Origin of the sequence: Helicobacter sp. MIT 11-5569, assembly GCF_000765695.2 — a bacterium.
GTDB lineage: Bacteria > Campylobacterota > Campylobacteria > Campylobacterales > Helicobacteraceae > Helicobacter_D.
Genome location: NZ_JRPB02000003.1, coordinates 19,185 through 42,081, shown reverse-complemented (window position 1 = coordinate 42,081; position 22,897 = coordinate 19,185). Strand labels below are relative to the sequence as shown.

The following is a 22,897-nucleotide window of genomic DNA, read 5'->3' as shown; positions in this document are numbered from 1 at the left end:
TTTATTCAACAGACAAAATTTCTGCTTTTCCATTAATAACTGCAACAGTATGTTCATAATGACTACCTCTTAAACCATCTACTGAAACTACACTCCAATCATCCTCTAAAATTCTTGGCTCACCATCTTTTTGGCAAATCATAGGTTCAATACAAAACACCATTCCCTCTTTGATTTTATCGCCTTGCTTGGCTTTTTTACCTTCTAAATAATTAGGAATTTCTGGTTCTTCATGTGGCTTCCTACCAATCCCATGCCCACAAAAACCACGCAAGGGGACATATCCATATTCTAAAATAAATTGCTCTAAAATTGCACTTAATTCTTTAAAATGCATTCCGGTTTTAATTTGAGAAATTGCAAAATACAGAGCGTCCTTAGAACAAGCAATTAAACGCTGGTCCATTTGAGAAATCTCTCCAACGCCACAAGTTATTGCTCCATCTCCATACCAACCATTTAACTGTGTTCCAATATCAAGCCCTACAATATCTCCAGATTGCAGTTTATAATCTGTTGGAATTCCATGAATTATGACTTCATTGACTGACGTGCAAACTGAACCTGTAAAACCATATAAACCTTTAAAAGATGGAATCGCGCCACAAGAGCGAATCATATCTTCGCACATTTGATCCAATTCTTTTAATGAAATTCCGGGCTTTATTTGAGACTTTAAATGATTGAGTGTTTTTCCCACGATTCTATTTGCTGCTCTTAAAGCCTTAATCTCATCGGGTTTTCTAATTGCTATTGCCATTACAAACCTACTGCACTAAGCGTTTTATACTTATTCATGTAAATTTGTGCTTCAATTTTACGCATCGTATCCACAGCAACTTGCACGACAATTAACACCGCTGTTCCACCAAAATAAAAAGGAACTCCAGAAGCTTTAACTAAAATCCAAGGAAGTGTTGCAATAAGTGCTAAATATAAAGCACCCCATAATGTTAATTTGCTAGCAATATCTGTTAGAAAATTAGCAGTTCCTTCTCCCGGTCGAATTCCCGGAATAAAACCACCTTGACGTTTTAAATTCTCTGAAATATCTTTGGGATTAAACACAATAGAAGCATAAAAATATGCAAAAAACACTACAAAGAGAAACATCAATACATTATAAAAATATCCATTTGGATTTAAAAAATCAGCAATCTGCATGACTATACTATTAGAAGAGCTTTGCAAAATTGTGCTAGGAAACATCAAAAGTGCTGAAGCAAAAATAGGTGGAATCACTCCACTTAAATTCATCTTAATAGGAATATAATTCATAATACGCTTATCTTGATTTTGCATTACAACTTTACGAGAATATGATACAGGAATCCTTCTCTCCCCAAGCTCTACATAAATAATACAAGCAACAGTTATTACAATAATTGCAGCAATAAACAATAATACAAGCCAACTAATTTGATTTGTATTCACAAGATTAAATGTGCCTGCAATTGCACTTGGGATTCCTGACACAATTCCACCAAAGATAATTAAGCTAATTCCATTTCCGATTCCTCTTTGTGCAATTTGCTCACCAATCCACATTAACAACATTGTTCCACAAAGCATCGAAAGAGCAGAAATTGCAATAAATACATTCATATCAATCATTATTGCACCATTAGCACCCGTTCCTAAGCTTTTTAATCCAATAGAAACGCCAACTGCTTGAATAATAGTAATTACAATTGTAGCATAGCGAATAATTTGCATATACTTTTGCATACCATCACGTTCTTTCTTCATTTTGCCTAAATTTGGGAAAGTAGCCGCTAAAAGTTCCATAATAATGGATGCAGTAATAAAAGGCATAATCCCTAGCGAAATAATACTAAGACGTTCCACAGCATTACCGCTAAACATATTAAATAAACCAAGTGCATTAGAAGCATTATTGTCAAAAAATGATTTAATCACCATTGTATCAACACCCGGCACTGGAACATACGCCAACACTCGGTAGGCTAAAAGAAAGCCTAACGTAATAAGAATCTTATTGACAAGTGCCTTATTCATTATTTTTGTCCGCTTGTTGTGATTCTCTCATCTTTAATTTTCGATGTAAGATTTTTAGCTTCTACACCAATTAATTTGATTTTTGTTGTATAAGATGGGAATTTATGCACACCTTTGATAGTCTCAAAAGTAATTTCTGTTAGATTTGCTACTGTTTTAATCATATCTACATTAATTACATAAGGTTTCTCAACACGACTATTAAAACCAACTTTTGGGAGACGGCGTTGTAAAGGTTGTTGCCCACCTTCAAATCCTCTTTTCTGTTTAGATCCAGTTCTTGCTGTCTGACCTTTTCCGCCTCTTGTGGAGGTTTTACCCATACCACTACCTTGTCCTCGTCCTATTCTTTTAATTTTTTTCACACTGCCTTTAGCAGGTGCTAAATTTTCTAACGCCATACAATCTCCTTATGCCTTTACCTTAGAAAGAGCCTCAATAGTTGCACGCACAACATTATAAGGATTATTTGAACCTAAAGATTTTGTCAAAATATCCTTAATTCCTGCTTTCTCTAATACTGGACGCACTGAACCACCAGCAATAACACCCGTTCCTTCACTAGCAGGCTTCAACAACACAATACTTGAATTATATTTTTCTTGCACATCATGCGCAATTGTTGTTCCTTTAATATTCACTTTGATAATATTTTTAAATGCATCGTCAATAGCTTTTTTGATAGCATCTGGAACTTCTTTTGCCTTACCTAAACCAAAACCTACTAAACCTGCCTTGTTGCCAACAACAACCAAAGCATTAAAACGGAATCTACGTCCACCACTTACAACCTTTGTAACACGTCCAACATTGACAACATATTCTTCAAATTCTTCTCTATTAATTTCCATAAATATCCCCTAAAGATTGATTCCATTCTCACGAAGAGAATCAGCAAAACTTGCAACAACGCCATGATATAAATAGCCATTTCTATCAAAGATAACTTCAGAAATTTTTGCTTTTTTAAGATTTTCTGCAAACGCAGCAGCAATTTTTTTCACATCATCTTTATTATTTTTTAAGCCCATTTTTTTGCCATCAACGCTTGCTAAAGTTACACCATTTACATCATCAATTGCCTGTGCATAAAAATATCTATTTGAACGAAAAATACTCAATCTAGGAGTTGCAGCACGTCCAAAAACTTTAGCACGAATTCTAAGCTTTCTTTTAAATCTTAAACTTCTTTTTTGTCTAATAATTTTATTTGCCATTATCTATCCTTACTTTTTAGAAGTTTTACCAGCTTTGCGGATAATGCGCTCATCAGAATATTTCACACCTTTGCCTTTATATGGTTCTGGTGGTCTAAACTCTCTAATCTCCGCCGCAATTTGTCCAATTTGTTGTTTATCAGAACCTTTAATAATAATAAAATTTTTATCAACGGAGATTTCAACACCTTCTGGAATGCCATAGTTAATAGGATGAGAAAATCCAAGCGAAAGCTCTAAAACTTTACCTTTAACAACTGCTTTATAACCTACGCCATTAATTTCTAATTGCTTGCTAAAACCATCTGTTAGACCAACTACAATATTGTTAGCTAATGCTCTATAAGTTCCCCAATAGGCTCTAGCTTGCGCATCATCACCATTTAAAGTAAAGCTTAATTCACCATCTTTAAATGCGACACCTACACGCCCATAAGTTTCTAACTCTTTTGTTAGCTTGCCACCCTTAAAAACTATTTTGCTTCCTTCAATGCTAACTTGAACACTACTTGGAATGCTAATAGGTTTTTTTCCAACTCTTGACATTACATTCTCCTACCAAATACTACAAAGGGCTTCGCCACCCACATTTGCTTTATAAGCATCTTCATTGGCAATAACACCTTTACTAGTGCTTACAACAATTGTTCCATAACCATTTTTAAAACGCTTCAACTCATTTCTATTTTTATAAACACGTCTTCCTGGCTTTGAGATTCTAGTAATCTCATTAATCACAGAATACCCTTTTTCATCATACTTTAAAACAACATTAATGGATTGTTTTTTACCTTGTTCAATCACCTTAAAGCCTTCAATAAATCCTTTTGCTTGAAAAACTTCCAGGATAGATACAACAATTTTTGCATAATATAAATTTGTTGTATCTAGACGGCGCATACTTGCATTTCTAATCCTAGTTAATGAATCTGCAATAATATCATTTACCATATCTACCCCCTTACCAGCTTGCTTTTCTAAGTCCAGGTATTAAACCTTCATTTCCCATTTTACGAAGGCAAACACGGCAAATACCAAAATCTCTATACACAGAATGTGGTCTGCCACAAATAGAACATCTTGTGTATGCTCTAACTTTAAACTTAGGCTTTCTTGCTGCCTTTGCAATCATAGATTTTTTAGCCATTGTTTCTTCCTTTTGTAAAAGGTAAGCCAAAAAGTTCAAGCAATTTAAATGCATCTTTATCATTTTCTGCTGAAGTTACAAATGTAATATTCATTCCATGACTTACCATAATATCATCATAAACTACCTCTGGAAAAATTAATTGTTCATTCACACCAAAGCTATAATTTCCTCTTCCATCAAAACCATTACGCGGAACCCCACGAAAATCTTTTACTCTTGGAAGCGCAATAACAATCAACTTTTCCAAGAAGTTATACATTTGATTTCCTCTTAGAGTAACCTTCACACCCATAGGCATTCCTTCACGCATTTTAAATCCTGCAACAGATTTTTTAGCAATAGTAATTACTGCTTTTTGTCCGGCGATTAGGGAAACAGTATCAGCAATATTTTGCATAATTTTTGTATCCTTTGCGTGCATACCCGCACCAACACTAATTACAATTTTTTCCAATTTGGGCAAAAGCATAGGATTCTTAATCCCTAATTCCTCTGCTAGTTTCGCCCTAATTTCACTTTTATAAGCAGCTTTTAATGCGAACATCAATTAATCCTCCGCTTTCTTAACATTTGAAATGTGCATAGGCATTTCTTTGTCTATAAAACCGCCTTTAGGATTTTTATCTGTTGGCTTTACAGCTTTTTTTGCCACTTTGCAACCTTCTACAATAACTTGTGAAGTTTTAGGCAATACACGCAAAATCTTTGCTTTCTTGCCCTTATCATCTCCAGTGATTACTTCTACTAAATCACCTTTTTTAATTTTAAATTTCGCCATTATAATACCTCCGGAGCCAATGATACGATTTTCATAAAATTAGCATAACGAATCTCTCTACCAACTGGTCCAAAAATACGCGTTCCAATAGGCTCTTTTTTGCTATCTAAAATTACAGCTGCATTATCATCAAAACGAATTAGAGCTCCATCTTCACGATGCAATTCCTTTTTTGTTCTTACTACAACCGCCTTAACAACCTGACCTCTTTTTACTTTACCACTAGGCAAAGCCTTTTTTACAGAAGCTACAATAACATCACCGATAGTCGCATAACGTCTTTTGCTTCCGCCTAAGACTTTAATACACATTACTTCTTTTGCTCCACTGTTATCAGCAACATTCAATCTTGTAAAACTTTGAATCATAATTCAACTCCTACAGATACAACTTTGTGAAGCGTAAATGCTTTTCTCTTTGAAAGTGGTTTGCACTCAATCGCTTCAATTACATCACCAACTTTTACACTATTATTTTCATCATGCACAATATAGCGTTTAAATCTTTTAACGATTTTTCTATATTTTAAATGCATAACACGTCTTTCAACAAGAATTGTTACACTCTTGTCTCCTGTTTTAGTTACTACCTTACCAGCAATAACTCTCTTATGCGGTTGTGCATTACTCATCTACGCCCTCCTTTTCTCGCTAAGAGCTGTCTTGATTCTAGCAATATCTTTTCTTGCAACTCTTATTTCACTAGAATTTGTTAATTGCATTGTCCTTAATTTCAAATTTAACTCAAATAAAAGTGTTTCTTTCTCTTTTAATAAAGCTTTTAACTCTTCCACGGTTTTAATGTTAATATCAGTATATTTCATTTTCACCCTCTCTTGTTACAATTTTTGTTTTAAAAGGGAGCTTACTTTGCGCAAGAGCTAATGCGCTTCTTGCAAGAGATTCATCAACACTTCCCATCTCATAAATGATTCTACCTGGCTTGATATTCATTACCCATTTATCAACAGCACCTTTACCTTTACCCATCCTTGTTTCAAGAGGTTTAGCAGTCAATGGTTTGTCTGGGAAAACACGAATCCACACCATACCTGTTCTTTTTGTCGCACGTGTCATAGCAATACGTGCTGCTTCAATTTGGCGAGAGTCAATTCTTCCATGTTCAATAGCTTTAATCCCAAACTCACCAAATGCCAATGAAGTTCCACGAAATGCTTTACCGCGATTTCTACCCTTCATTTGCTTTCTGTATTTTGTTCTTTTTGGCATCAACATAATTATTGCCCCCTTCTCTTTCTTGCTGGACGGCTTGATTTTTCTTCACCATCTTCATTTTGCTTTTCTGATTGGATTCCTTTTTGCAAAACTTCGCCTTTGAAAATCCAAACTTTTACACCAATGTTTCCATAAGTTGTCAAAGCCTCTGCAAAACCATAATCAATTTTTGCTCTTAGGGTATGGAGTGGGATTCTACCTTCCATATACCATTCAGTTCTTGCCATTTCAGCTCCTGCTAAACGACCAGAAACACGAACTTTAATTCCCTTTGCACCAGATTTAATCGCACCTTGCATTACTTTCTTCATTGCACGTCTAAATGCAATACGGCGCTCAAGTTGCGTTGCTACACTTTCTGCTGCGAGCTGCGCATTACTTTGTGGCTTTTTAACTTCTTTAATGTTGATAAAAATATCTTTATTGACAATTTTCTTTAAAGATTCTTTTAACTTTTCAACATCTGCACCTTTTTTACCAATGATAATTCCCGGACGTGCCGCAACTACTGTAACACGCACTTTTTTTGCTGTGCGCTCAATCAAAATATCACTAACACTTGCATAATAAAGTTCTTTCTTTAAGAATTTTCTAATTTTATAATCTTCAGCAATATTTTGCGGCGCACTGTCAAATGCAGGAAACCATCTTGATTCCCAATTTCTATTGATTCCAAGTCTTAGACCAATCGGATTAACTTTTTGACCCATTACTTATCCTTACTTTGTTGTGATACTTCCACAAAAATATGTGAAGTTGGTTTTCTAACTGGAGTTGCCCTTCCTCTTGCTCTTGGCGTAAAGCGTCTAAGCACAGGACCAGCATCGACTCTACAAGAAGAAACAATAACATTTTCAGCCTCATAACCACCATTTGCAACTGCAGAAGCAATAACTTTTGAAATAACTCTTGCTGCTTTATTTGGCATAAACTCCAAAGAGGCAATAGCAAGCTCTGCATTCATTCCTTGCACTTCTTTAGCAATCAATCTAGCTTTTGTTGGGGATAAACGGATATATCTTAATAATGCTTTACTCATTAATCACCCCTTACTTACCAATTTTCTTTTGGACACTACCTTTGTGCCCTTTGAAAGTTCTTGTAGGTGCAAATTCCCCTAACTTATAACCGACATGATTTTCTGTTATATAAACAGGAACAAAAGCTCTACCATTATGCACATTAAAAGTTAAACCTATCATATCAGGAATAACTGTGCTTCTGCGCGACCATGTTTTAATTGGTTTATTATCTTTTGTCTCTTTTGCCTTGATAACTTTTTTCATTAAATGTTCATCAACAAAAGGACCTTTTTTTATTGATCTAGCCATTTATATTCCTTATTTTTTTCTTCTTGAAATAATGAGCTTATCGCTTGCTTTCTTTCTACGTGTTTTATAACCTTTAGCTGGCATACCCCATGGAGAAACTGGATGCCCGCTTGAACCTGTCTTGCCTTCACCACCACCATGTGGGTGATCTACTGGATTCATTGCTGAACCTCTAGTTTGTGGGCGCACTCCTAAATGGCGATTACGTCCTGCTTTACCAATAGAAATATTAGCAAAATCTTCATTTCCAACTGTTCCGATTGTTGCCATACATTCACCTAGAATATAGCGCATTTCACCACTTGGCATTCTTAGAATAGAATATTTACCTTCTCTACCCATAAGTTGCGCACTTGCTCCAGCACTTCTTGCGAGCTGTCCTCCGCGACCAGGATACATTTCAATATTATGAATTACTGTTCCAATCGGAATATTCTTAAGTTTCATTGCATAACCCAAACGAATATCTAACCCACCTTCTGCTGCAATAATCTTATCGCCAACACTTAAGCCACTAGGTTGAATGATATAACGCTTATCGCCATCTATATAAGTGATTAAAGCAATTCTACAATTTCTATATGGATCATACTCAATTGCGCTTACTTTTCCTTCAACATTAAACTTATTGCGTTTAAAATCAATAATTCTATACAGCTTCTTTGCTCCACCTTCTTTATGACGACTTGTGATTCTACCATTATTATTACGTCCCGCATGCACAGGAAGTTTTACTAATAACTTTCTTACACTAGCTTTAGCAGTGATATTTTCTGAGCTTAAATTGCTCATAAATCTCCTACTAGGAGTGTATGGTTTGTATGTTTTAATTGCCATGATTTACTCCTTATACCGCTAGGGATTCAATTTTAGCACCTTCTGGAAGCTTTACATAAAACTTCTTGAAAGCATTTCTTTTACCAATAACGCCGCGGAATCTTTTAACTTTTCCTTCCTGTCTTAAAGAATTAATAGACAATGGCGTTACACCAAAATACTCTTTAAACACTTCTTTAAGTTGTGTCTTACTTAATTTTGGAGAAGTTTGCACTACAAGCACACTTTGTTCTTGAAGCTTTAAAGACTTCTCTGTATACATAATAGATTTAATATCTGTAATACTTGCCATTCTTAACCCTCTTTAGTGATAGATTCAAAAAGCGATTTTTCAATCACCACAGATCTAAATGTCGCTGCTAAGTAAGCATTTAATTCAGCACCATCAATTAAGTAGCAGTCTCTAATATTTCTAAATGCTAAAAATGTTTTTTCATCAAAAATTTCAGAAACAAATAATGTATTTCTTTGATTTAGTGTCTTAAACATTGTATAAGCATCTTTCGTCTTGCCGCTTTCAACTTGAATTTTATCCACAATAAACAAACTACCATTATTCGCTTTTTCTAATAAAGCATATTGTAATGCAAGTCTTTTTTGTTTTTTATTCACTTTTAGATTATAGTTTTTGTTATTGCTAGGACCATGTGCGACACCACCACCCACAAATACAGGAGAAGTGATACTTCCTGCTCTTGCTCTACCGCCACCTTTTTGACTCCAAGGCTTTTTTCCACCACCGCTAACTTTACCGCGTGTTTTTGCTGCTGCATTATTTGCACGCATTGAAGCTAAAAATGATTTAATATAAAGATAAAGATTATGTGAATTGATATCTTTATAGCTTTCTGGTAATTGTGCTTCACCAGATTTTTTTAAATTTTTATCTAAAATAATTGCTTTACTCATTTCACAACCCTTTAACCTACAATTTTCAATCTACCAAATGCGCCATTAAAGCCCGGAATAGAACCTTTCAAAACCAATACTCCATGTTCTTTATCAAAAGAAACAATCTCATTTTGAACAGTTACTTTTTCATTGCCATAATGTCCTGCCATTTTTTTGCCCGGTTGAACACGACCCGGCCACTCACGATTTCCAATAGAACCGGGTGCTCTATGAAATCTACTACCATGCGCTGCTGGACCACCTTGAAAATTCCAGCGTTTCATAACTCCGCTAAATCCTCGACCTTTTGTCTTAAAAGAAACTTTTGCTCTTTTTGCAGTTTCTAAAGAAGACAAATCCAAATCTCCTGCTTCTGTATTGCTTACTTCAAGTGTTGCAAATTTATTATATTCTTTATCAAGATTATATTTCTTTTGCTGTCCTACAATAGATTTGTTTGTGCTTTTGCCTTGATGATAAGCAACTAAAGCCTTACCGCCTTCTAAAACTTCACACACTTTTGCAGTTTTCACCTTTAGTAAAGTTACAGGAATACTTGGCTTGCCAACAGTTCGGCTCATTCCAATTTTTTCTACTAAAAATTCCATTTATACCCCTTATTTACCCATTGAACGGACTTCTACATCCACTTCGGGTGCCATATCTAATTTTGTCAAGCTATCCACAGTTTCAGGAGTCGCTGAGACAATATCAATAATTCTTGTATGCACTCTAATTTCAAATTGCTCTCTTGAATCTTTATTGATATGGGGAGATTTTAAGACTGTATATCGTCTCTTTTTTGTTGGAAGTGGGATAGGACCACGAATTTCTGCACCGGTTCTTTTTACAGCTTCAACGATTGAAACAACTGATCTATCAAGAACGCGATGGTCATACGCTTTTAACTTAAGTCTAATTTTTTCCATTTATTTTCCTTCAAAGAACTCATTAACATTGCTGTTAATGTAATATTGGAAGCTGGAATTATACAGATATTTAGTTCTTTTTAGCAATACTTTATGGAGAAAAATAATCTGTTTTTTACAATTTATTTCCTTTAATTAAGGAAATAAATTATTTTTTATGAAGATAGGATTCTCTTTTTAAGATTGAATAAAATCTTGAAATGCTTGTTTGATATTTTGCGATTCCATATTTTCTAGTTCTGGATTTTTAAAAAACTCCAAAGCTTTTTGGAATCTCTCTTTTGGCATAAAACCCGGATACACAAATAACTCTTTGCCGCTTTTGCTTAAAAACACAAGCGTTGGGGTAGGCTTAACCCCATACTTCTCTGCCAAATCTGCTGTAACAACACTTTTATCTATAAATTCCACAAAATGCGTTTTAGAATAACTTACATTAATATAATAAGGTGCATAATTTTCTTTCAAAAATTCCTTAATTTCAGCATTTTCTTTAATAAGGTCTTTTAAACGATCACAATACACACAGCCATTAGCAGAAAAAACTAAAAAATATGGCAAACCATTGCTTTTAATTGTGTTTGTTTCCAGAAAAACATCTGCAACTTCTGCATAAGAATTAATATCAATATTCTCCATAGCCTTTTTCTGTTCTTTTGTATAATTTGTTCCGCTTGTTACCGCATTGGCACTTGTTTCATCTTGACAGCCATACATTCCAAATAATGCAATTAATAGAATTAAAAAACTTCGCATTTTATTCCTTATTAAAATGGAATCCTAACAAATCTTATTATTCATTTTCCTTGTTAGATTCCTTATATTTTTCTACGATTCCTAAAACACACTCCGCAAAATCCACACCAGAATTTAAACATCTTGCTACACGATAATCTACGATTCCAACTTTTTGCGCAACTTCCTTGTATTGGCAAGAAAGCTCAAAGTCCGTTTCGGAATTATCCATTGTAAAAGCAATAGGATAAATTAATAATTTCTTGCCTTTATATTTTGGTAATACATCTTGCAAGTTTGGCTCTAACCATTTAATAGGACCAATTTTAGATTGATACGCTACTTTAATACTTGCAAACTCTAACCCGCATTCTTTAAAAAGAGATTCTAAAATTGCCACATTCTCTAAAATTTCTTTTTGATAAGGGTCGCCATTTTCTATATTTCTCTTTGGAAGAGAATGTGCAGAAAACACCAAATGAAAATCTTTAGAATCCTCTCCATTTAGCGCATTTTTAATCCGCTCTAATACAGCTAAATTATAAGCTTTTTCTTTATAATAACGTTCCACTTGCACCATTTTTGGAGAAAATGCACATTCTCTAAATGCTCTTAAAATATCTTGCATTGATGAAACTGTTGTGGTATAGCTAAAATGTGGATACATACTAAATAGCACCACTTCTTTAATTCCACGCCCTTTCAAATCCTGCGCCACCATACCTGCAAAAGGCGGAGTGTAGCGCATTGCATAAGTGAAATAGTATTCTGGCTTTAACGCACTTAAAGCTTCACAAAGCGCAAATGTATGCCCAACAAGTGGTGATTTTCCTCCAATTTTCTGATAATTGCTTTGCGCTTCCTCTAAGCGTTTATTTACAATAAAACTCCCAACAACAGAACGCAAAAATGCACTTTTTATCGGCAAGATATAAGGATCATTAAACATATTTTTTAAAAAAGTTTTGACTTCAAAAAGAGAATTTGGACCACCCATATTCAAAAGCACAACTGCAATTTTTTGCTCCGATTCCATCTTATTCCTTAAAACGCAAATTTAGCATTCCACAAAAATTTTTTCCTTCATAAATCTCTACACGAAATATACTTCCTTTTTTATCTAATGCGTAATTTTTATCTATCATATTTTTATTTAGCTTAATATTATGCTCACTTACAACTCCCTTTTTAGAGTATCCAATTACATTTACACGCATATTATCTTGCCCCTTAACCAAAAAGTATTTTTTAAACTCTAGACTCTCTCCAAATCTCGTTTCTATCTCCTTACCATCAGCATCTATCTTTAGCGATTCTAATTTACAACGCATCGGAAAAATATCTGGTTTTAAATGTGTGATACGCTTGTGTCCAATATAGACTTCAAAGCCATCTTTAACTTTTTTAACTCCACCGATTGGGTGCGTAAAAGCAAAATGATTCTTATCGCTTAACAATGGCACGAAATTGAGACGATTTTTAATACCATTGAGTTCCAACGTAATATTGTTGTTAATCTTCACGCTGCCATAACTTTCAATTTTTTGTGTAATACCTTTTAAATCTAATGTAAAATTACGCTCAAACTCAATCCCTAAAATCTCCATTAATGCTTCAATAGAACTTAATTGATACAATGTTTTAAGTGGTAATTCTTTAATATTTTTGCTTGTCTCAATCGCTAAGGCAGGTTTAAGATGTGTTACTGCAAAAAATGTTAAGGAGTTTTGTTGTTCTTCATCTTTGATTCTTGTTTCTGTATTGCGCACACCAAAGGTATGAAAATCATAATGCAAGCTTTGATTGAGCCTAGATTCTATCTGTTTGGCAATGGAATCCAAATCCCCAAAAGGCACATTATCCAAAGTTTTTTGGTCAATTACATAAGTTTGCCCCCAAGCTTTGGGATTAAAAATAGAGTTTTCCCACTTCTCACGATAAAACCCATGTCCATCATGCAAATTGATAATAAAATCTACTTCAGGGTCCTTGATAATCTTCTTAATGCGCTCTACATTATTAAAATCTGGGTCATTTTTTGCAATTCTAGCAAATTTGCGATTCATATCTCTATAGATTCCACGTCTAAATGCCATAATACTATCAGGATTTAGATTTGGGACAACTAACACATTGCCTTTTTTGATTGTGTAATAATCCGCTAAAAGAGCGGGAGCGAAATAGCCTCCGGGTTCATCTCCATGGATTCCGCCAATGACTAATAATGTCGCTCCATCTTCTTTACCTTTTAATGTGTAAAGGTCAAAAGGAGTGTTTTGTTTAACCTTATTTTTTGTGTCAATCACAATCTCTTGTTTAGTATTTCCCTGTGCGCCAAATAATGCAACGCTTGCCAAAATTACACATATTATTTGTTTTAATAATCTTCTCAATCTCATTCCTTACAAATATACATTGCCATCTCTAGGATTCTATGCGAATATCCCCATTCATTATCATACCAAATCATAATCTTTGCCATATTTTCTGCTAAAACAAAGGTTAAATCAAGTGCTACAACCCCGCTTAAAGGACAATCCAAAAAATCTTGAGAAACACCATATTCCCTATCAACCCCTAAGATTCCTTTCAATCTCCCTTCTGCTGCTTCACAAAACAAAGCATTAATCGCTTCTTTTGTCGCACTTTGATTAAGATTCACATTCAAATCCACCATCGACACATCAGCAACGGGAACACGCACACTATGTCCATGTAGTTTATCTTTCATTTGCGGTAAAACTAGATGTAAAGCCTTTGCAGCTCCCGTTGTTGTCGGAATTATATTAAGCGCGGCAGCACGCGAACGGCGAAAATCTCCCTTGCGATGCGCTGCATCAATTAGATTTTGGTCATTTGTATAGCTATGGATTGTTGTTAAGATTCCTTTTTCTACACCAAAAGCTTCATCTAAGAGCATAATTACAGGTGCTAACGCATTTGTTGTGCAACTTGCATTAGAAATAATTTTCTCCCCTTGATATTGTGTGTGATTAACACCAAACACAAAAGTTTTAGTAGCATCTTTTGCAGGAGCAGAAAAAATCACGCGTTTTGCCCCTTTTTGCAAATGTGATTCTACATCACTTTGACTTAGAAACAATCCACTTGCTTCAATCACAACATCTGCTCCTAAAATATCAATTTCACTAGGATTTTTACATTGAGAAAATGGAATCTTTACTCCATTAAACACAAAAGAATCATTGTCTTGTGTAATTCTTTTACTATGATGCACAGAATCATGCGTTAAAAGGTAACTTAGAATCTCTGGACTTGCTAAATCATTGACCCCCACAATCTCAATGCAATCTTGCATTTCACACAAAGCCACACGCACAATAGATCGCCCAATTCTACCAAAACCATTGATAAAGACTTTAATTTTTTGCATCATAATCTCTTCTAGTTGTTATAAATTAAAATTGTAACATATTTAATAGTATTCCTAATATTTTTAAGGTATAATGTCGCCTTTAATTTTATTTGTTAAGGATTTTTAAATGTCTTTATATGATAGAAAACCTATGGGTAATGGTTATAACAACTATGCAGAGCAAAGCACGCTTTTGCAAAGTGATGCAGCACTCATTAGCTTTGTAAAACAAACTTATCAGCTTTTTGCTGGCTCTTTACTTGCTGCAACAGTGGGCGCATATATTGGAATCTCTGCATTTGGAGATTTGATTTCACAATATTATATTGGTTTTGTGATTTTGGAATTCGCTTTGTTGGGTGGTTTAATATTTATCAAATCAAAGCCTAGTATTAGTTTGATTTTGCTTTTTGCTTTTACTTTTATGACAGGTTTGACTTTAACACCAATTCTTAGTCGAATCTTAGGGTTACCCGGTGGAGCAGCGATTGTAGCGCAGGCATTTTTGCTAACCACAGCTATTTTTGGCGTAATGAGTATTTTTGCACTCCGCACTAAAAAAGATTTAGCAAGTATGGGCAAAATGCTTTTCATTGCACTTATTGTTGTCGTGGCTGGCTCTTTAATTAATTTATTCTTAGGAAGCCCTATTTTACAAGTTGCACTTGCTGGAGCAGGAGCAATTTTATTTAGTATTTTTATTGCTTATGATACACAAAATATAGTGCGTGGCTTATATAATAGCCCTGTAATGGCAGCAGTTAGTCTATATTTAGACTTTTTAAATTTATTTATTTCTTTGCTTCAAATTCTTGGAATCTTTAGCACAAAGGAATAATGCAACACTTGACAATGCGCAAATGCGTATTGTTGATGCAAATCTCAATCGATTACGTGAGGGGATTCGCGTAATTGAAGATATTTTGCGCTATGGTTTTAACCATAAAAACTTTGCTTTAACACTTAAAAATCTCCGCCATCAATGCAGAATCGCAAACTCCATAGAGATTCTAAACACACGTGATTCCATCAAAGATGTGCTAAAAACTTCTACAAAAGATGAACAAAAAAGAGAAAACTTAGAAAATATTTTTATTGCAAACTTCAAACGCGCTCAAGAATCTGCACGCGTTTTAGAAGAAATCTTAAAGTTACGAAGTCTTCAAGAAAGCGAGCATTTTAAGAGTATTCGTTATACGCTTTATGCGTTAGAAAAAGATATTTTAACGACTATTTTTACCAAATAAGGATTCCAATGCAAAATTCTATTATTCTATTTGACTTAGATGGCACACTCATTGACTCCACAGAAGCGGTTTATGAAAGTTTTTGCTTTGCCTTTAAGCATTTTAATCAAGATATTCCAACTTTTGATTCTGTTACATCGCAAATTGGACATACACTAGATACGATGTTTAGTGTGCTTGGAGTCAAAGAAAATGCAATTTTAGAATACATTAGCATTTACAAAGAACATTATCGCCAAATTTGCAATGCCAAAACCACACTTTTGCCTTACGCAAAAGAAGCAATCTTAGAAGCATATTCCTTTGCACATTTGGGTGTTGTTACGACAAAAACAGGACAATATTCTAAAATGCTTTTAGACCATATGGGTGTAGGAAATTATTTTACATGTATCGTTGGCAGAGAAAACGTTACCCACCCAAAACCTAATGCAGAACCAATTTTGAAGGCTTTAGAAGCATTTTCTCCACTGCCAAAAGAAAATATTTTTATGATTGGTGATACACCCCTTGATATACAAGCTGCTAATAATGCTAATATCCAAAGTATCGGTGTTTTAAGCGGTTATGCAACTTTAGAAACACTACAACGATACACAAAAAATATTAAAAACAATGCTTTAGAAGCAGTGCAATCTATCAAATCTAGGCTAAAGCAATAAATTTTTGCCTAACTTTGTTATAATTGATAAAAATTTTACAAAGGATACATAATGGATAAACTATCACAAACAGATTATTTTGCTAAAAATAATGGGGGGGGGGCAAGACAATCTCCCTTTTAAGCATTGTTGTTCCCTGCTATAACGAATCCTTAAATCTCTCTAAATTTTATACTTGTATCCATCATCAAATCTATACAATTCAAACACAGATTAATCCTAAAATATGCTATGAATTAATTTTTATTAATGATGGCAGCACAGATGATACTCTACAAATCTTAAATCATCTACAACAACAAGATGAAAGTATCAAAATTATTAATTTTTCTCGTAATTTTGGAAAAGAATCTGCGATTTTAGCCGGATTGCAAAACTCAAAAGGAGATGCTATTGTCCTAATAGACGCGGATTTGCAAGATCCTATTGAATTGATTTTTGAAATGGTCCAAATTTATTGCTCTAATAAAACAGATATTGTTTGCGTCAAAAGAACTAATCGCAAAGGTGAAAGTCAAATTAGAGCAGCTTTTAGCGAGGTTTTTTACAAAATTGCTCAACTCATTAGCGAAGTTAGAATCCAAAGTGGCATTAGAGATTTTCGCTTAATGAGCAAAGAAGTCGTAGAAGCGATTTTGAGCTTAAAAGAATACCACCGGTTTTCAAAGGCTATTTTTGAATGGGTTGGATTCAAAAAAGTATGTTTAGAATACGAATATATCCCAAGGGAAGCCGGGATAAGTGGTTGGAGTTTTTGGAAGCTCTTTAAATATGGCATTGAAGGATTAGTCAGCTTTTCTACTTTACCTTTAAGATTGGCTTTTATTTTTGGTTTTATTTTTAGTATGGTTTCTTTTGCTTATGGGGCTTGGATTATTATTGATACTTTGATATTTGGTAGTGATGTTAAAGGCTATCCCTCTTTAATGTGTGCCATTATATTTTTAGGTGGAATCCAACTAATGGGTTTAGGGATTATTGGAGAGTATATCGCAAGGATTTATGAACAAACCAAAAATCGCCCACATTTTATTATAAAGGAAAATTATGACTTTAAAGAATAATACATTACTTTTTGGAGTCTTTGGACTAATTTTTGGAATATTATTACTCTTTAATATTCTTTTCCCACCACAAGCAGATGATTTATCTATGTATTTTACAGCCAAAGAGGGTAATTTATTACAATCTTATTTTAGTTGGAATGCAAGAATAGGAGAAATCTTATACACAGGCTATTTTGCAAGATTTGTTGATAGTATCATCTTTGATGTAATCAATGCTGCGATGGGAGTATTGTTTATACTTTGTTTTTTTGTGCTTTTTCGTGGAAGTTTGCCAAAGGATAAACAGGACTATTTAACATTAATGCTAATGTGTGCGTTGATTTTACTTTTTTCTTGCTTTGGTTCAACTTTTCTTTGGGGGGCTGGAGCCTTTAATTATCTGTGGGGAATTGGATTTATTCTCTTATTTTTACTTCCTTTTAGATTCTTTTGGGGGAAATTTTATAATAGTATTCCCTTAGAAAATGCTTGGACGCTAAAATCTTTATTTATTGGAATCCTCTTTGGCTTTTTTGCTATTGGTGCTGGAATGGCAAGTGAGCATATCGGACTTGCGCTTTGTGTGGTTCTTTTGCTTAGTATTGGTTTGGCATTTTATAAAAAAATCAAGATTCCATTGTGGTATCTTTTTGGTTGTCTTGGATTTTGGACGGGTTGGATTTTGCTTTTTCTATCCCCTGCTGCAAAAAATAGAATGTCTTATTCTATTGAAAATAAAATAGCCATTAGCCTATCAGAGCTTTTCAATCAATCTTTTTTAGAAAAATTAATCACCATTAATTCAACCTTTAACCACGCCTATTCCATTTCTTTTTGCTCTTTCTTAATTATATTTACTCTTTTTTATATTTTCAAAACAAATAAAAAACTAAAAACTTATCAATGGATTGCGCTTGTGCCTTTATGGGTTGCTGCTCTTGCTTGGACTAAGAATATTTGCGCTTTATTAGTTTTTGGTGTGATTTTAATTTTGATGATAAAACTTGCTAGAAAAGAAAAGTTTTATTATTGGTTTGTTCTGATTTTTGGAGTTTGGTTGTTTATTGCTTTAATTCCGATTCAATTTATACACAGATTACCACAAAGAGCTAGGCTTGGTGATTCTTTATTGTTATTCATTATGATATTAATGATGTTTAAAGAATTTTATTGTGCTAATCTCAAACGAACAACTAAAATCATCAGTGTTTTATTGCTATTTGGAATCGGGTTTGTTGGCTTTAATTGCTATCAAATTTTTAACAAATGGTCTAATCTGACGCGATTTGTCGCACAAGAAAAAGCATTAGGCGAAACAAATATCATCATCGCAAAACAAGATAAAAAACGATACCTTATAAGGCAAAAATATTTTATAGATTTTGCAGTTATAGGTGAAGATATGGATAGCTGGTCAAATCAAATTCTTTCAAAGTATCTTGAAGTTGAAAGCATTAGAATAGAATGAAGCAATTGTTGCTTTATGGAATCATTGGAATCTTTAATACTTTCATAGGTATGGGGACTATTTTTCTCCTAACCTATTTAGGAACAAGAGCAGAATTGGCTAATTTTTTGGGCTACATACTAGGCATTTATTGCTCGTATTATCTCAATAGTCGCTTTACTTTCAAGGCAAATTCTAATACTAAAGGATTAATAAAATTTTTTCTTACAATGGGCATTGCATATCTTATTAATCTAATTGTGCTTATTTTGTGTTTTAGAATCCTTTTATTAAATGTCTATATTGCACAATTTTTAGCATGTTTAAGTTATACGATTTTTGGATTCCTATTAAGCAAAATATTTGTTTTTAACAAATCTTAAAAGTAGGATTCTTTGCGCTATTTTGGCAACTCTAGCTTAAACTCTTTTTATCATATTTTTGCTACAATCTCAAAAATGTAGCGAGAATATTATGCAATTAACACCCCAAGAAGAAGAAAAATTAGAAGAACTTTGTGCAATGTCATTTGATATGGCAAGAAATAACGACTACCAATCCCTAGAAATACTTTTAAAAAATGGATTGAATCCCAATCTTTCAAACCATAAAGGTGATTCCTTGATAATGCTTGCAAGCTATCATAATAGCCTAGAATGCGTCAAACTACTTTTGCAATACAAAGCTGAAGTGGATAAGGCAAATGACAAGAATCTAACGCCCCTTGCTGGTGTGTGTTTTAAAGGATATGTGGAAGTGGCGAAACTTCTGCTAGAAAATGGAGCAAATCCAGATTGTCAAAACCCTATGGGAATGACGCCTTATGATTTTGCTATTTTATTTCGTAGAAAAGAAATTATCAAACTTCTAAAGCAATATTCTAACAAAAAGATAAACTTATTAAAAAAATTATGGATAAGCTTCTAAATCAAATTTACAAAAATTAACTTCCTAAAAATCTTATTTTGATTGTAGAAACTATGAATAGGTATTTTATTTTCTTTAAATTTGTAGAATCCAAAAAAGATTCCACAAACTAGATTCTATAAGCCTAAAAGCTCTTTTACTCTTTTACCATAAGCTGGGTCAGCTTTAGTAAAATGCTCAATTTGTCGCTTACAAATCTCCGCTGGAACACCCTCCATTGCTTCTTTAATATTTTGACAAAGTGCTTCTTTTTGCTCTGCACTCATTAAACGATACAAATCTCCTGCTTGACTAAAATGGTCTTCTTCATATTCGCGATGATTGTATCTAGCCATTACATCGCCTTCTTGAATATGCAATGGTGGCTCTAACGCATTAGTGTCTTCTTGATAATCCGCATAATAGCTTGGGTTATAATTTCTCTCTCCACCATATTGACCCATTTGCATAACTCCATCTCTATGCGTATTAGATACAGGCGCAATAGGTGCATTAACGGGAATCTGAGAGTGATTAATACCTAAACGATATCTTTGCGTATCTCCATAGCTAAAAAGTCTTCCTTGTAGCATTTTATCAGGGCTATATCCAATTCCCGGGACAATATTAGCAGGATTAAAGGCTACTTGCTCTACCTCTGCAAAATAATTTTCTGGATTTTTATTAAGCTCTAAGATACCTACTTCAATAAGTGGATAATCTTTATGAGACCAAGTTTTGGTCAAATCAAAAGGATTGACTTTATAGTTTGCCGCGTCTTTTTCGTGCATAATTTGCACACAGAATCTCCATTTAGGAAAATTTCCTTTTTCTATATTTTCAAACAAATCTTTTTGATGAGATTCTCTATCTTTAGCAATCATTGCTTCCGCTTCTCTATTAGTTAGATTATGGATTCCTTGCATACTCTTAAAGTGAAATTTCACCCAAAATCGCTCATTTTTTGCATTAATAAAACTATAAGTATGACTACCAAAACCATGCATTTCCCGATAACTTCGTGGTATTCCTCTATCACTCATAAGGATTGTTACTTGGTGCAAAGATTCTGGATGCAAACTCCAAAAATCCCATGCAGCAGTCGCGCTTCTTAGATTTGTCTTTGGGTCTCTTTTTTGTGTATGGATAAAGTCTGGAAATTTCATTGCATCTTTAATAAAAAATACAGGTGTATTATTTCCTACAAGGTCCCAATTTCCTTCATTAGTATAAAATTTCAATGCAAATCCTCGCACATCTCTCTCCGCATCTGCTGCGCCTCTCTCGCCTGCTACGGTAGAAAATCGTAAGAATACTTTAGTTTTTTTACCCACAGAACTAAAAATATCCGCTTTTGAATATTGCGTAATATCATTAGTAATAGTTAATTCACCATAAGCCGCACTACCTTTAGCATGCACTACACGTTCTGGAATCCTCTCTCTATCAAAATGCGCTAATTTCTCTAAAAGCCAAGTATCTTGCAAAAGTGTAGGACCTCTTTTGCCTGCTGTTATGGAATTTTGATTATCTCCTATTGGCGTTCCAGTCGCTGTTGTAAATTTTTTACTCATTGATATTCTCCTTGACAAAATTATCTTATAAATATACCATATTTTTATTAAAAGAAAATCATTATTAATAAATAATAATTTCCTTAAATAAAGAAAATAATTTAAAGATAGGAAAATTAAAATTTAATTCATTGCACTTTTGTTAAAATTATTCTCATAGGTGTAGCAAGTGGTTGCTTAGAAATAAGAGGAAAGTCCGAGCTGCTTTGGGATAGGATTCCATTTAAAGAATGGCTAGAGCAATCTAAGGGAAAGCGCAACAGAAAATAAACTACCCGCATAAAAGTGTGGGCAAGGGTGAAAAGGTGAGGCAAGAGCTTACCGGAAACATTGTAAAATGTTTCGCATTGCAAGCCCAATCTGCAGCAAAATGGGCATGGTTAATATCCCAAAATTCAAGCCCATTGCTAGAGTTTTGCTGCAAGGCAAAATGTAGATAAATAACCACATAAACAGAACTCGGCTTATAGCTACACCTAAAGGAAAGATTATGAAACTTAACACAGATTCCATATTATTAAGCCACGGAAGCGGTGGTGTAGAATCCCAAAGCCTTATTACAGAGCTTTTTTATCCCTATTTAGAAAGTTGTGTAATAGGCAGTGGTGAAGATGCAGGCATTGGAACATTCCAGCAAAATTCCGAAAAATTTGCCCTAAGCACAGATGGTTATGTTGTCTCTCCTTTGTTTTTTGCCGGTGGAGATATTGGCAAACTAAGCGTATGCGGGAGTTGTAACGATGTTGCAATGATGGGTGCAAAAGCGCGTTATTTAAGCGCAAGCTTTATGATTGAAGAGGGATTCTTGATTGCAGATTTAAGACGCATTGTAGAATCTTTTGCAAATACACTTAAAGAAAGTAGCGCAAAGCTTATTTCAGCAGATACTAAAGTTCTTCCCAAAGGAACACTTGATAAAATTTTTATTACCACAACTGCGATAGGAGAATTTCTCTATCCACATTTACATCTAAGTGCCTTTAAGATTCCACAAGATAGCGCAATTATTGTTAGTGGAAATATCGGAACACACGGTGCAGTCATTTACTCTAATCGAGAAGGAATCCAACTAAATAGCACATTAAAGAGTGATTGCGCATTACTCTACCCTATTTTAGAACCACTCTTTACGTCTAATATTACTTTATATGCCCTAAGAGACGCAACGCGCGGCGGAATCGCTAGCGTGCTTAACGAATGGGCAAATGCTTCAAAAATTGGCATAGAGATTGAAGAAAAGAATCTACCCATTTTGCCACAAGTGCGCGGAATTTGCGAATTACTAGGCTTTGAAGCCTATAATCTAGCAAATGAGGGAATGTGCGTGCTATGTGTCGCACAAGAAGATGCTCAAAAAACTTTAGAGATTCTACACCAAAATGGTGCTAAAAACGCCACTCTAATTGGCTACACAACAGGCAAAAATCAAGGACGCGTTGTCTTAGAAACTGATTTTGGAGCAAAACGCTTTTTAGATTATCCTAGCGGAGAGCTACTCCCTAGAATCTGCTAATAGA

35 protein-coding genes and 1 other RNA gene are annotated in these 22,897 nt (G+C 34.2%); 9 read left to right on the top strand and 27 right to left on the bottom strand.

Annotated features, from left to right (window positions below; all coding sequences use genetic code 11):
- Nucleotide 1: 1 nt before the first annotated feature.
- The 26 genes from map to gap form a co-directional block, all read right to left on the bottom strand.
- Complete coding sequence (gene map / locus LS70_RS03685; RefSeq protein WP_034287245.1) at nt 2–760, bottom strand: type I methionyl aminopeptidase; 759 nt, start codon at nt 758–760, stop codon at nt 2–4.
- Complete coding sequence (gene secY, locus LS70_RS03680) at nt 760–2,019, bottom strand: preprotein translocase subunit SecY (protein WP_034287244.1); 1,260 nt, start codon at nt 2,017–2,019, stop codon at nt 760–762. The genes map and secY overlap by 1 nt, the downstream gene beginning before the upstream one ends.
- Nucleotides 2,019–2,420 (bottom strand): 50S ribosomal protein L15, encoded by a 402-nt coding sequence (gene rplO / locus LS70_RS03675; RefSeq protein WP_034287242.1) that lies wholly within the window; start codon nt 2,418–2,420, stop codon nt 2,019–2,021. The genes secY and rplO overlap by 1 nt, the downstream gene beginning before the upstream one ends.
- A gap of 9 nt (nt 2,421–2,429) precedes the next feature.
- Nucleotides 2,430–2,870 (bottom strand): 30S ribosomal protein S5, encoded by a 441-nt coding sequence (gene rpsE / locus LS70_RS03670; protein ID WP_034287240.1) that lies wholly within the window; start codon nt 2,868–2,870, stop codon nt 2,430–2,432.
- 9 nt (nt 2,871–2,879) lie between these two features.
- Nucleotides 2,880–3,236 carry a 50S ribosomal protein L18 gene (rplR, locus tag LS70_RS03665; RefSeq protein ID WP_034287237.1) on the bottom strand — a complete coding sequence of 119 codons (357 nt, stop codon included), beginning with the start codon at nt 3,234–3,236 and terminating at the stop codon, nt 2,880–2,882.
- Nucleotides 3,237–3,245: 9 nt separating this feature from the next.
- The gene (rplF, locus tag LS70_RS03660) at nt 3,246–3,782 is read right to left on the bottom strand and encodes a 50S ribosomal protein L6 (RefSeq protein ID WP_034287235.1); all 537 of its coding nucleotides are present in this window, start codon (nt 3,780–3,782) and stop codon (nt 3,246–3,248) included.
- Nucleotides 3,783–3,791: 9 nt separating this feature from the next.
- Nucleotides 3,792–4,187, bottom strand: coding sequence for a 30S ribosomal protein S8 (gene rpsH / locus LS70_RS03655; RefSeq protein WP_034287232.1), 396 nt, complete (start codon nt 4,185–4,187; stop codon nt 3,792–3,794).
- A 10-nt stretch (nt 4,188–4,197) separates the two neighbouring features.
- On the bottom strand, nt 4,198–4,383 hold the full coding sequence (locus tag LS70_RS03650) for a type Z 30S ribosomal protein S14 (protein ID WP_026943278.1): 186 nt from the start codon (nt 4,381–4,383) through the stop codon (nt 4,198–4,200).
- A complete protein-coding gene (gene rplE / locus LS70_RS03645; protein ID WP_034287230.1) occupies nt 4,376–4,930 on the bottom strand; it encodes a 50S ribosomal protein L5 in 555 nt (184 codons plus the stop codon). Before rplE ends, LS70_RS03650 begins: the two co-directional genes overlap by 8 nt.
- 3 nt (nt 4,931–4,933) lie before the next feature.
- Nucleotides 4,934–5,164: a 50S ribosomal protein L24 gene (rplX, locus tag LS70_RS03640; RefSeq protein ID WP_034287228.1), complete on the bottom strand. Its 231-nt coding sequence runs from the start codon at nt 5,162–5,164 to the stop codon at nt 4,934–4,936.
- On the bottom strand, nt 5,164–5,532 hold the full coding sequence (gene rplN / locus LS70_RS03635) for a 50S ribosomal protein L14 (protein ID WP_034287225.1): 369 nt from the start codon (nt 5,530–5,532) through the stop codon (nt 5,164–5,166). The genes rplX and rplN overlap by 1 nt, the downstream gene beginning before the upstream one ends.
- Entirely contained in the window at nt 5,529–5,795 is a 267-nt protein-coding gene (gene rpsQ, locus LS70_RS03630; protein WP_034287222.1) for a 30S ribosomal protein S17, read from the bottom strand. The genes rplN and rpsQ overlap by 4 nt, the downstream gene beginning before the upstream one ends.
- Nucleotides 5,796–5,987: a 50S ribosomal protein L29 gene (rpmC, locus tag LS70_RS03625; protein WP_034287220.1), complete on the bottom strand. Its 192-nt coding sequence runs from the start codon at nt 5,985–5,987 to the stop codon at nt 5,796–5,798. It lies immediately after the preceding gene.
- Nucleotides 5,974–6,399, bottom strand: coding sequence for a 50S ribosomal protein L16 (gene rplP / locus LS70_RS03620; protein WP_026943272.1), 426 nt, complete (start codon nt 6,397–6,399; stop codon nt 5,974–5,976). The genes rpmC and rplP overlap by 14 nt, the downstream gene beginning before the upstream one ends.
- Nucleotides 6,400–6,401: 2 nt before the next feature.
- Nucleotides 6,402–7,109 (bottom strand): 30S ribosomal protein S3, encoded by a 708-nt coding sequence (gene rpsC, locus LS70_RS03615; protein WP_034287218.1) that lies wholly within the window; start codon nt 7,107–7,109, stop codon nt 6,402–6,404.
- On the bottom strand, nt 7,109–7,438 hold the full coding sequence (gene rplV, locus LS70_RS03610; protein WP_034287217.1) for a 50S ribosomal protein L22: 330 nt from the start codon (nt 7,436–7,438) through the stop codon (nt 7,109–7,111). Before rplV ends, rpsC begins: the two co-directional genes overlap by 1 nt.
- 10 nt (nt 7,439–7,448) lie before the next feature.
- The gene (rpsS, locus tag LS70_RS03605) at nt 7,449–7,730 is read right to left on the bottom strand and encodes a 30S ribosomal protein S19 (RefSeq protein WP_034287216.1); all 282 of its coding nucleotides are present in this window, start codon (nt 7,728–7,730) and stop codon (nt 7,449–7,451) included.
- A gap of 9 nt (nt 7,731–7,739) precedes the next feature.
- Nucleotides 7,740–8,567: a 50S ribosomal protein L2 gene (gene rplB, locus LS70_RS03600; protein WP_034287214.1), complete on the bottom strand. Its 828-nt coding sequence runs from the start codon at nt 8,565–8,567 to the stop codon at nt 7,740–7,742.
- 10 nt (nt 8,568–8,577) lie between these two features.
- Nucleotides 8,578–8,859 (bottom strand): 50S ribosomal protein L23, encoded by a 282-nt coding sequence (locus LS70_RS03595; protein WP_034287211.1) that lies wholly within the window; start codon nt 8,857–8,859, stop codon nt 8,578–8,580.
- A 2-nt stretch (nt 8,860–8,861) separates the two neighbouring features.
- Complete coding sequence (gene rplD, locus LS70_RS03590; RefSeq protein ID WP_034287210.1) at nt 8,862–9,476, bottom strand: 50S ribosomal protein L4; 615 nt, start codon at nt 9,474–9,476, stop codon at nt 8,862–8,864.
- An 11-nt stretch (nt 9,477–9,487) separates the two neighbouring features.
- Nucleotides 9,488–10,066 carry a 50S ribosomal protein L3 gene (gene rplC / locus LS70_RS03585; protein WP_034287208.1) on the bottom strand — a complete coding sequence of 193 codons (579 nt, stop codon included), beginning with the start codon at nt 10,064–10,066 and terminating at the stop codon, nt 9,488–9,490.
- Nucleotides 10,067–10,075: 9 nt separating this feature from the next.
- Nucleotides 10,076–10,387: a 30S ribosomal protein S10 gene (gene rpsJ, locus LS70_RS03580; protein ID WP_034287206.1), complete on the bottom strand. Its 312-nt coding sequence runs from the start codon at nt 10,385–10,387 to the stop codon at nt 10,076–10,078.
- Between the two features lie 177 nt (nt 10,388–10,564).
- Entirely contained in the window at nt 10,565–11,143 is a 579-nt protein-coding gene (locus LS70_RS03575; protein WP_034287202.1) for a SoxW family protein, read from the bottom strand.
- A gap of 37 nt (nt 11,144–11,180) precedes the next feature.
- Nucleotides 11,181–12,158 (bottom strand): ferrochelatase, encoded by a 978-nt coding sequence (hemH, locus tag LS70_RS03570; protein WP_034287199.1) that lies wholly within the window; start codon nt 12,156–12,158, stop codon nt 11,181–11,183.
- Nucleotide 12,159: 1 nt separating this feature from the next.
- The gene (locus LS70_RS03565; RefSeq protein ID WP_442906995.1) at nt 12,160–13,515 is read right to left on the bottom strand and encodes a M99 family carboxypeptidase catalytic domain-containing protein; all 1,356 of its coding nucleotides are present in this window, start codon (nt 13,513–13,515) and stop codon (nt 12,160–12,162) included.
- 2 nt (nt 13,516–13,517) lie between these two features.
- A complete protein-coding gene (gene gap / locus LS70_RS03560) occupies nt 13,518–14,516 on the bottom strand; it encodes a type I glyceraldehyde-3-phosphate dehydrogenase (RefSeq protein WP_138109337.1) in 999 nt (332 codons plus the stop codon).
- 109 nt (nt 14,517–14,625) lie between these two features.
- Here gap and LS70_RS03555 point away from each other — a divergent pair, with 109 nt between their 5' ends.
- The 7 genes from LS70_RS03555 to LS70_RS03525 all read left to right on the top strand — a co-directional run bounded on the left by LS70_RS03555 (nt 14,626) and on the right by LS70_RS03525 (nt 19,827).
- A complete protein-coding gene (locus tag LS70_RS03555) occupies nt 14,626–15,336 on the top strand; it encodes a Bax inhibitor-1/YccA family protein (protein ID WP_034287197.1) in 711 nt (236 codons plus the stop codon).
- Nucleotides 15,337–15,358: 22 nt separating this feature from the next.
- Entirely contained in the window at nt 15,359–15,745 is a 387-nt protein-coding gene (locus LS70_RS03550; RefSeq protein ID WP_034288918.1) for a hypothetical protein, read from the top strand.
- An 8-nt stretch (nt 15,746–15,753) separates the two neighbouring features.
- Nucleotides 15,754–16,407, top strand: a complete 654-nt coding sequence (locus LS70_RS03545) for an HAD family hydrolase (RefSeq protein WP_034287195.1) — start codon at nt 15,754–15,756, stop codon at nt 16,405–16,407.
- Between the two features lie 110 nt (nt 16,408–16,517).
- Entirely contained in the window at nt 16,518–17,471 is a 954-nt protein-coding gene (locus LS70_RS03540) for a glycosyltransferase family 2 protein (RefSeq protein ID WP_034287192.1), read from the top strand.
- Complete coding sequence (locus LS70_RS03535; RefSeq protein WP_034287190.1) at nt 17,455–18,921, top strand: DUF6056 family protein; 1,467 nt, start codon at nt 17,455–17,457, stop codon at nt 18,919–18,921. The genes LS70_RS03540 and LS70_RS03535 overlap by 17 nt, the downstream gene beginning before the upstream one ends.
- The gene (locus tag LS70_RS03530; protein WP_034287188.1) at nt 18,918–19,283 is read left to right on the top strand and encodes a GtrA family protein; all 366 of its coding nucleotides are present in this window, start codon (nt 18,918–18,920) and stop codon (nt 19,281–19,283) included. Before LS70_RS03535 ends, LS70_RS03530 begins: the two co-directional genes overlap by 4 nt.
- A gap of 88 nt (nt 19,284–19,371) precedes the next feature.
- Nucleotides 19,372–19,827 carry an ankyrin repeat domain-containing protein gene (locus LS70_RS03525; protein ID WP_138109357.1) on the top strand — a complete coding sequence of 152 codons (456 nt, stop codon included), beginning with the start codon at nt 19,372–19,374 and terminating at the stop codon, nt 19,825–19,827.
- A 116-nt stretch (nt 19,828–19,943) separates the two neighbouring features.
- Here the strand turns inward: LS70_RS03525 and LS70_RS03520 are convergent, their stop codons facing one another.
- Complete coding sequence (locus LS70_RS03520) at nt 19,944–21,380, bottom strand: catalase (RefSeq protein WP_034287184.1); 1,437 nt, start codon at nt 21,378–21,380, stop codon at nt 19,944–19,946.
- Nucleotides 21,381–21,537: 157 nt separating this feature from the next.
- Between LS70_RS03520 and rnpB the strand changes: the two genes are divergently transcribed.
- Together rnpB and hypE are read left to right on the top strand one after the other, a co-directional pair.
- Nucleotides 21,538–21,863, top strand: an RNA gene (gene rnpB / locus LS70_RS03515) — RNase P RNA component class A.
- Nucleotides 21,864–21,870: 7 nt separating this feature from the next.
- Nucleotides 21,871–22,893 carry a hydrogenase expression/formation protein HypE gene (gene hypE, locus LS70_RS03510; RefSeq protein ID WP_034287182.1) on the top strand — a complete coding sequence of 341 codons (1,023 nt, stop codon included), beginning with the start codon at nt 21,871–21,873 and terminating at the stop codon, nt 22,891–22,893.
- Nucleotides 22,894–22,897 lie beyond the last annotated feature (4 nt).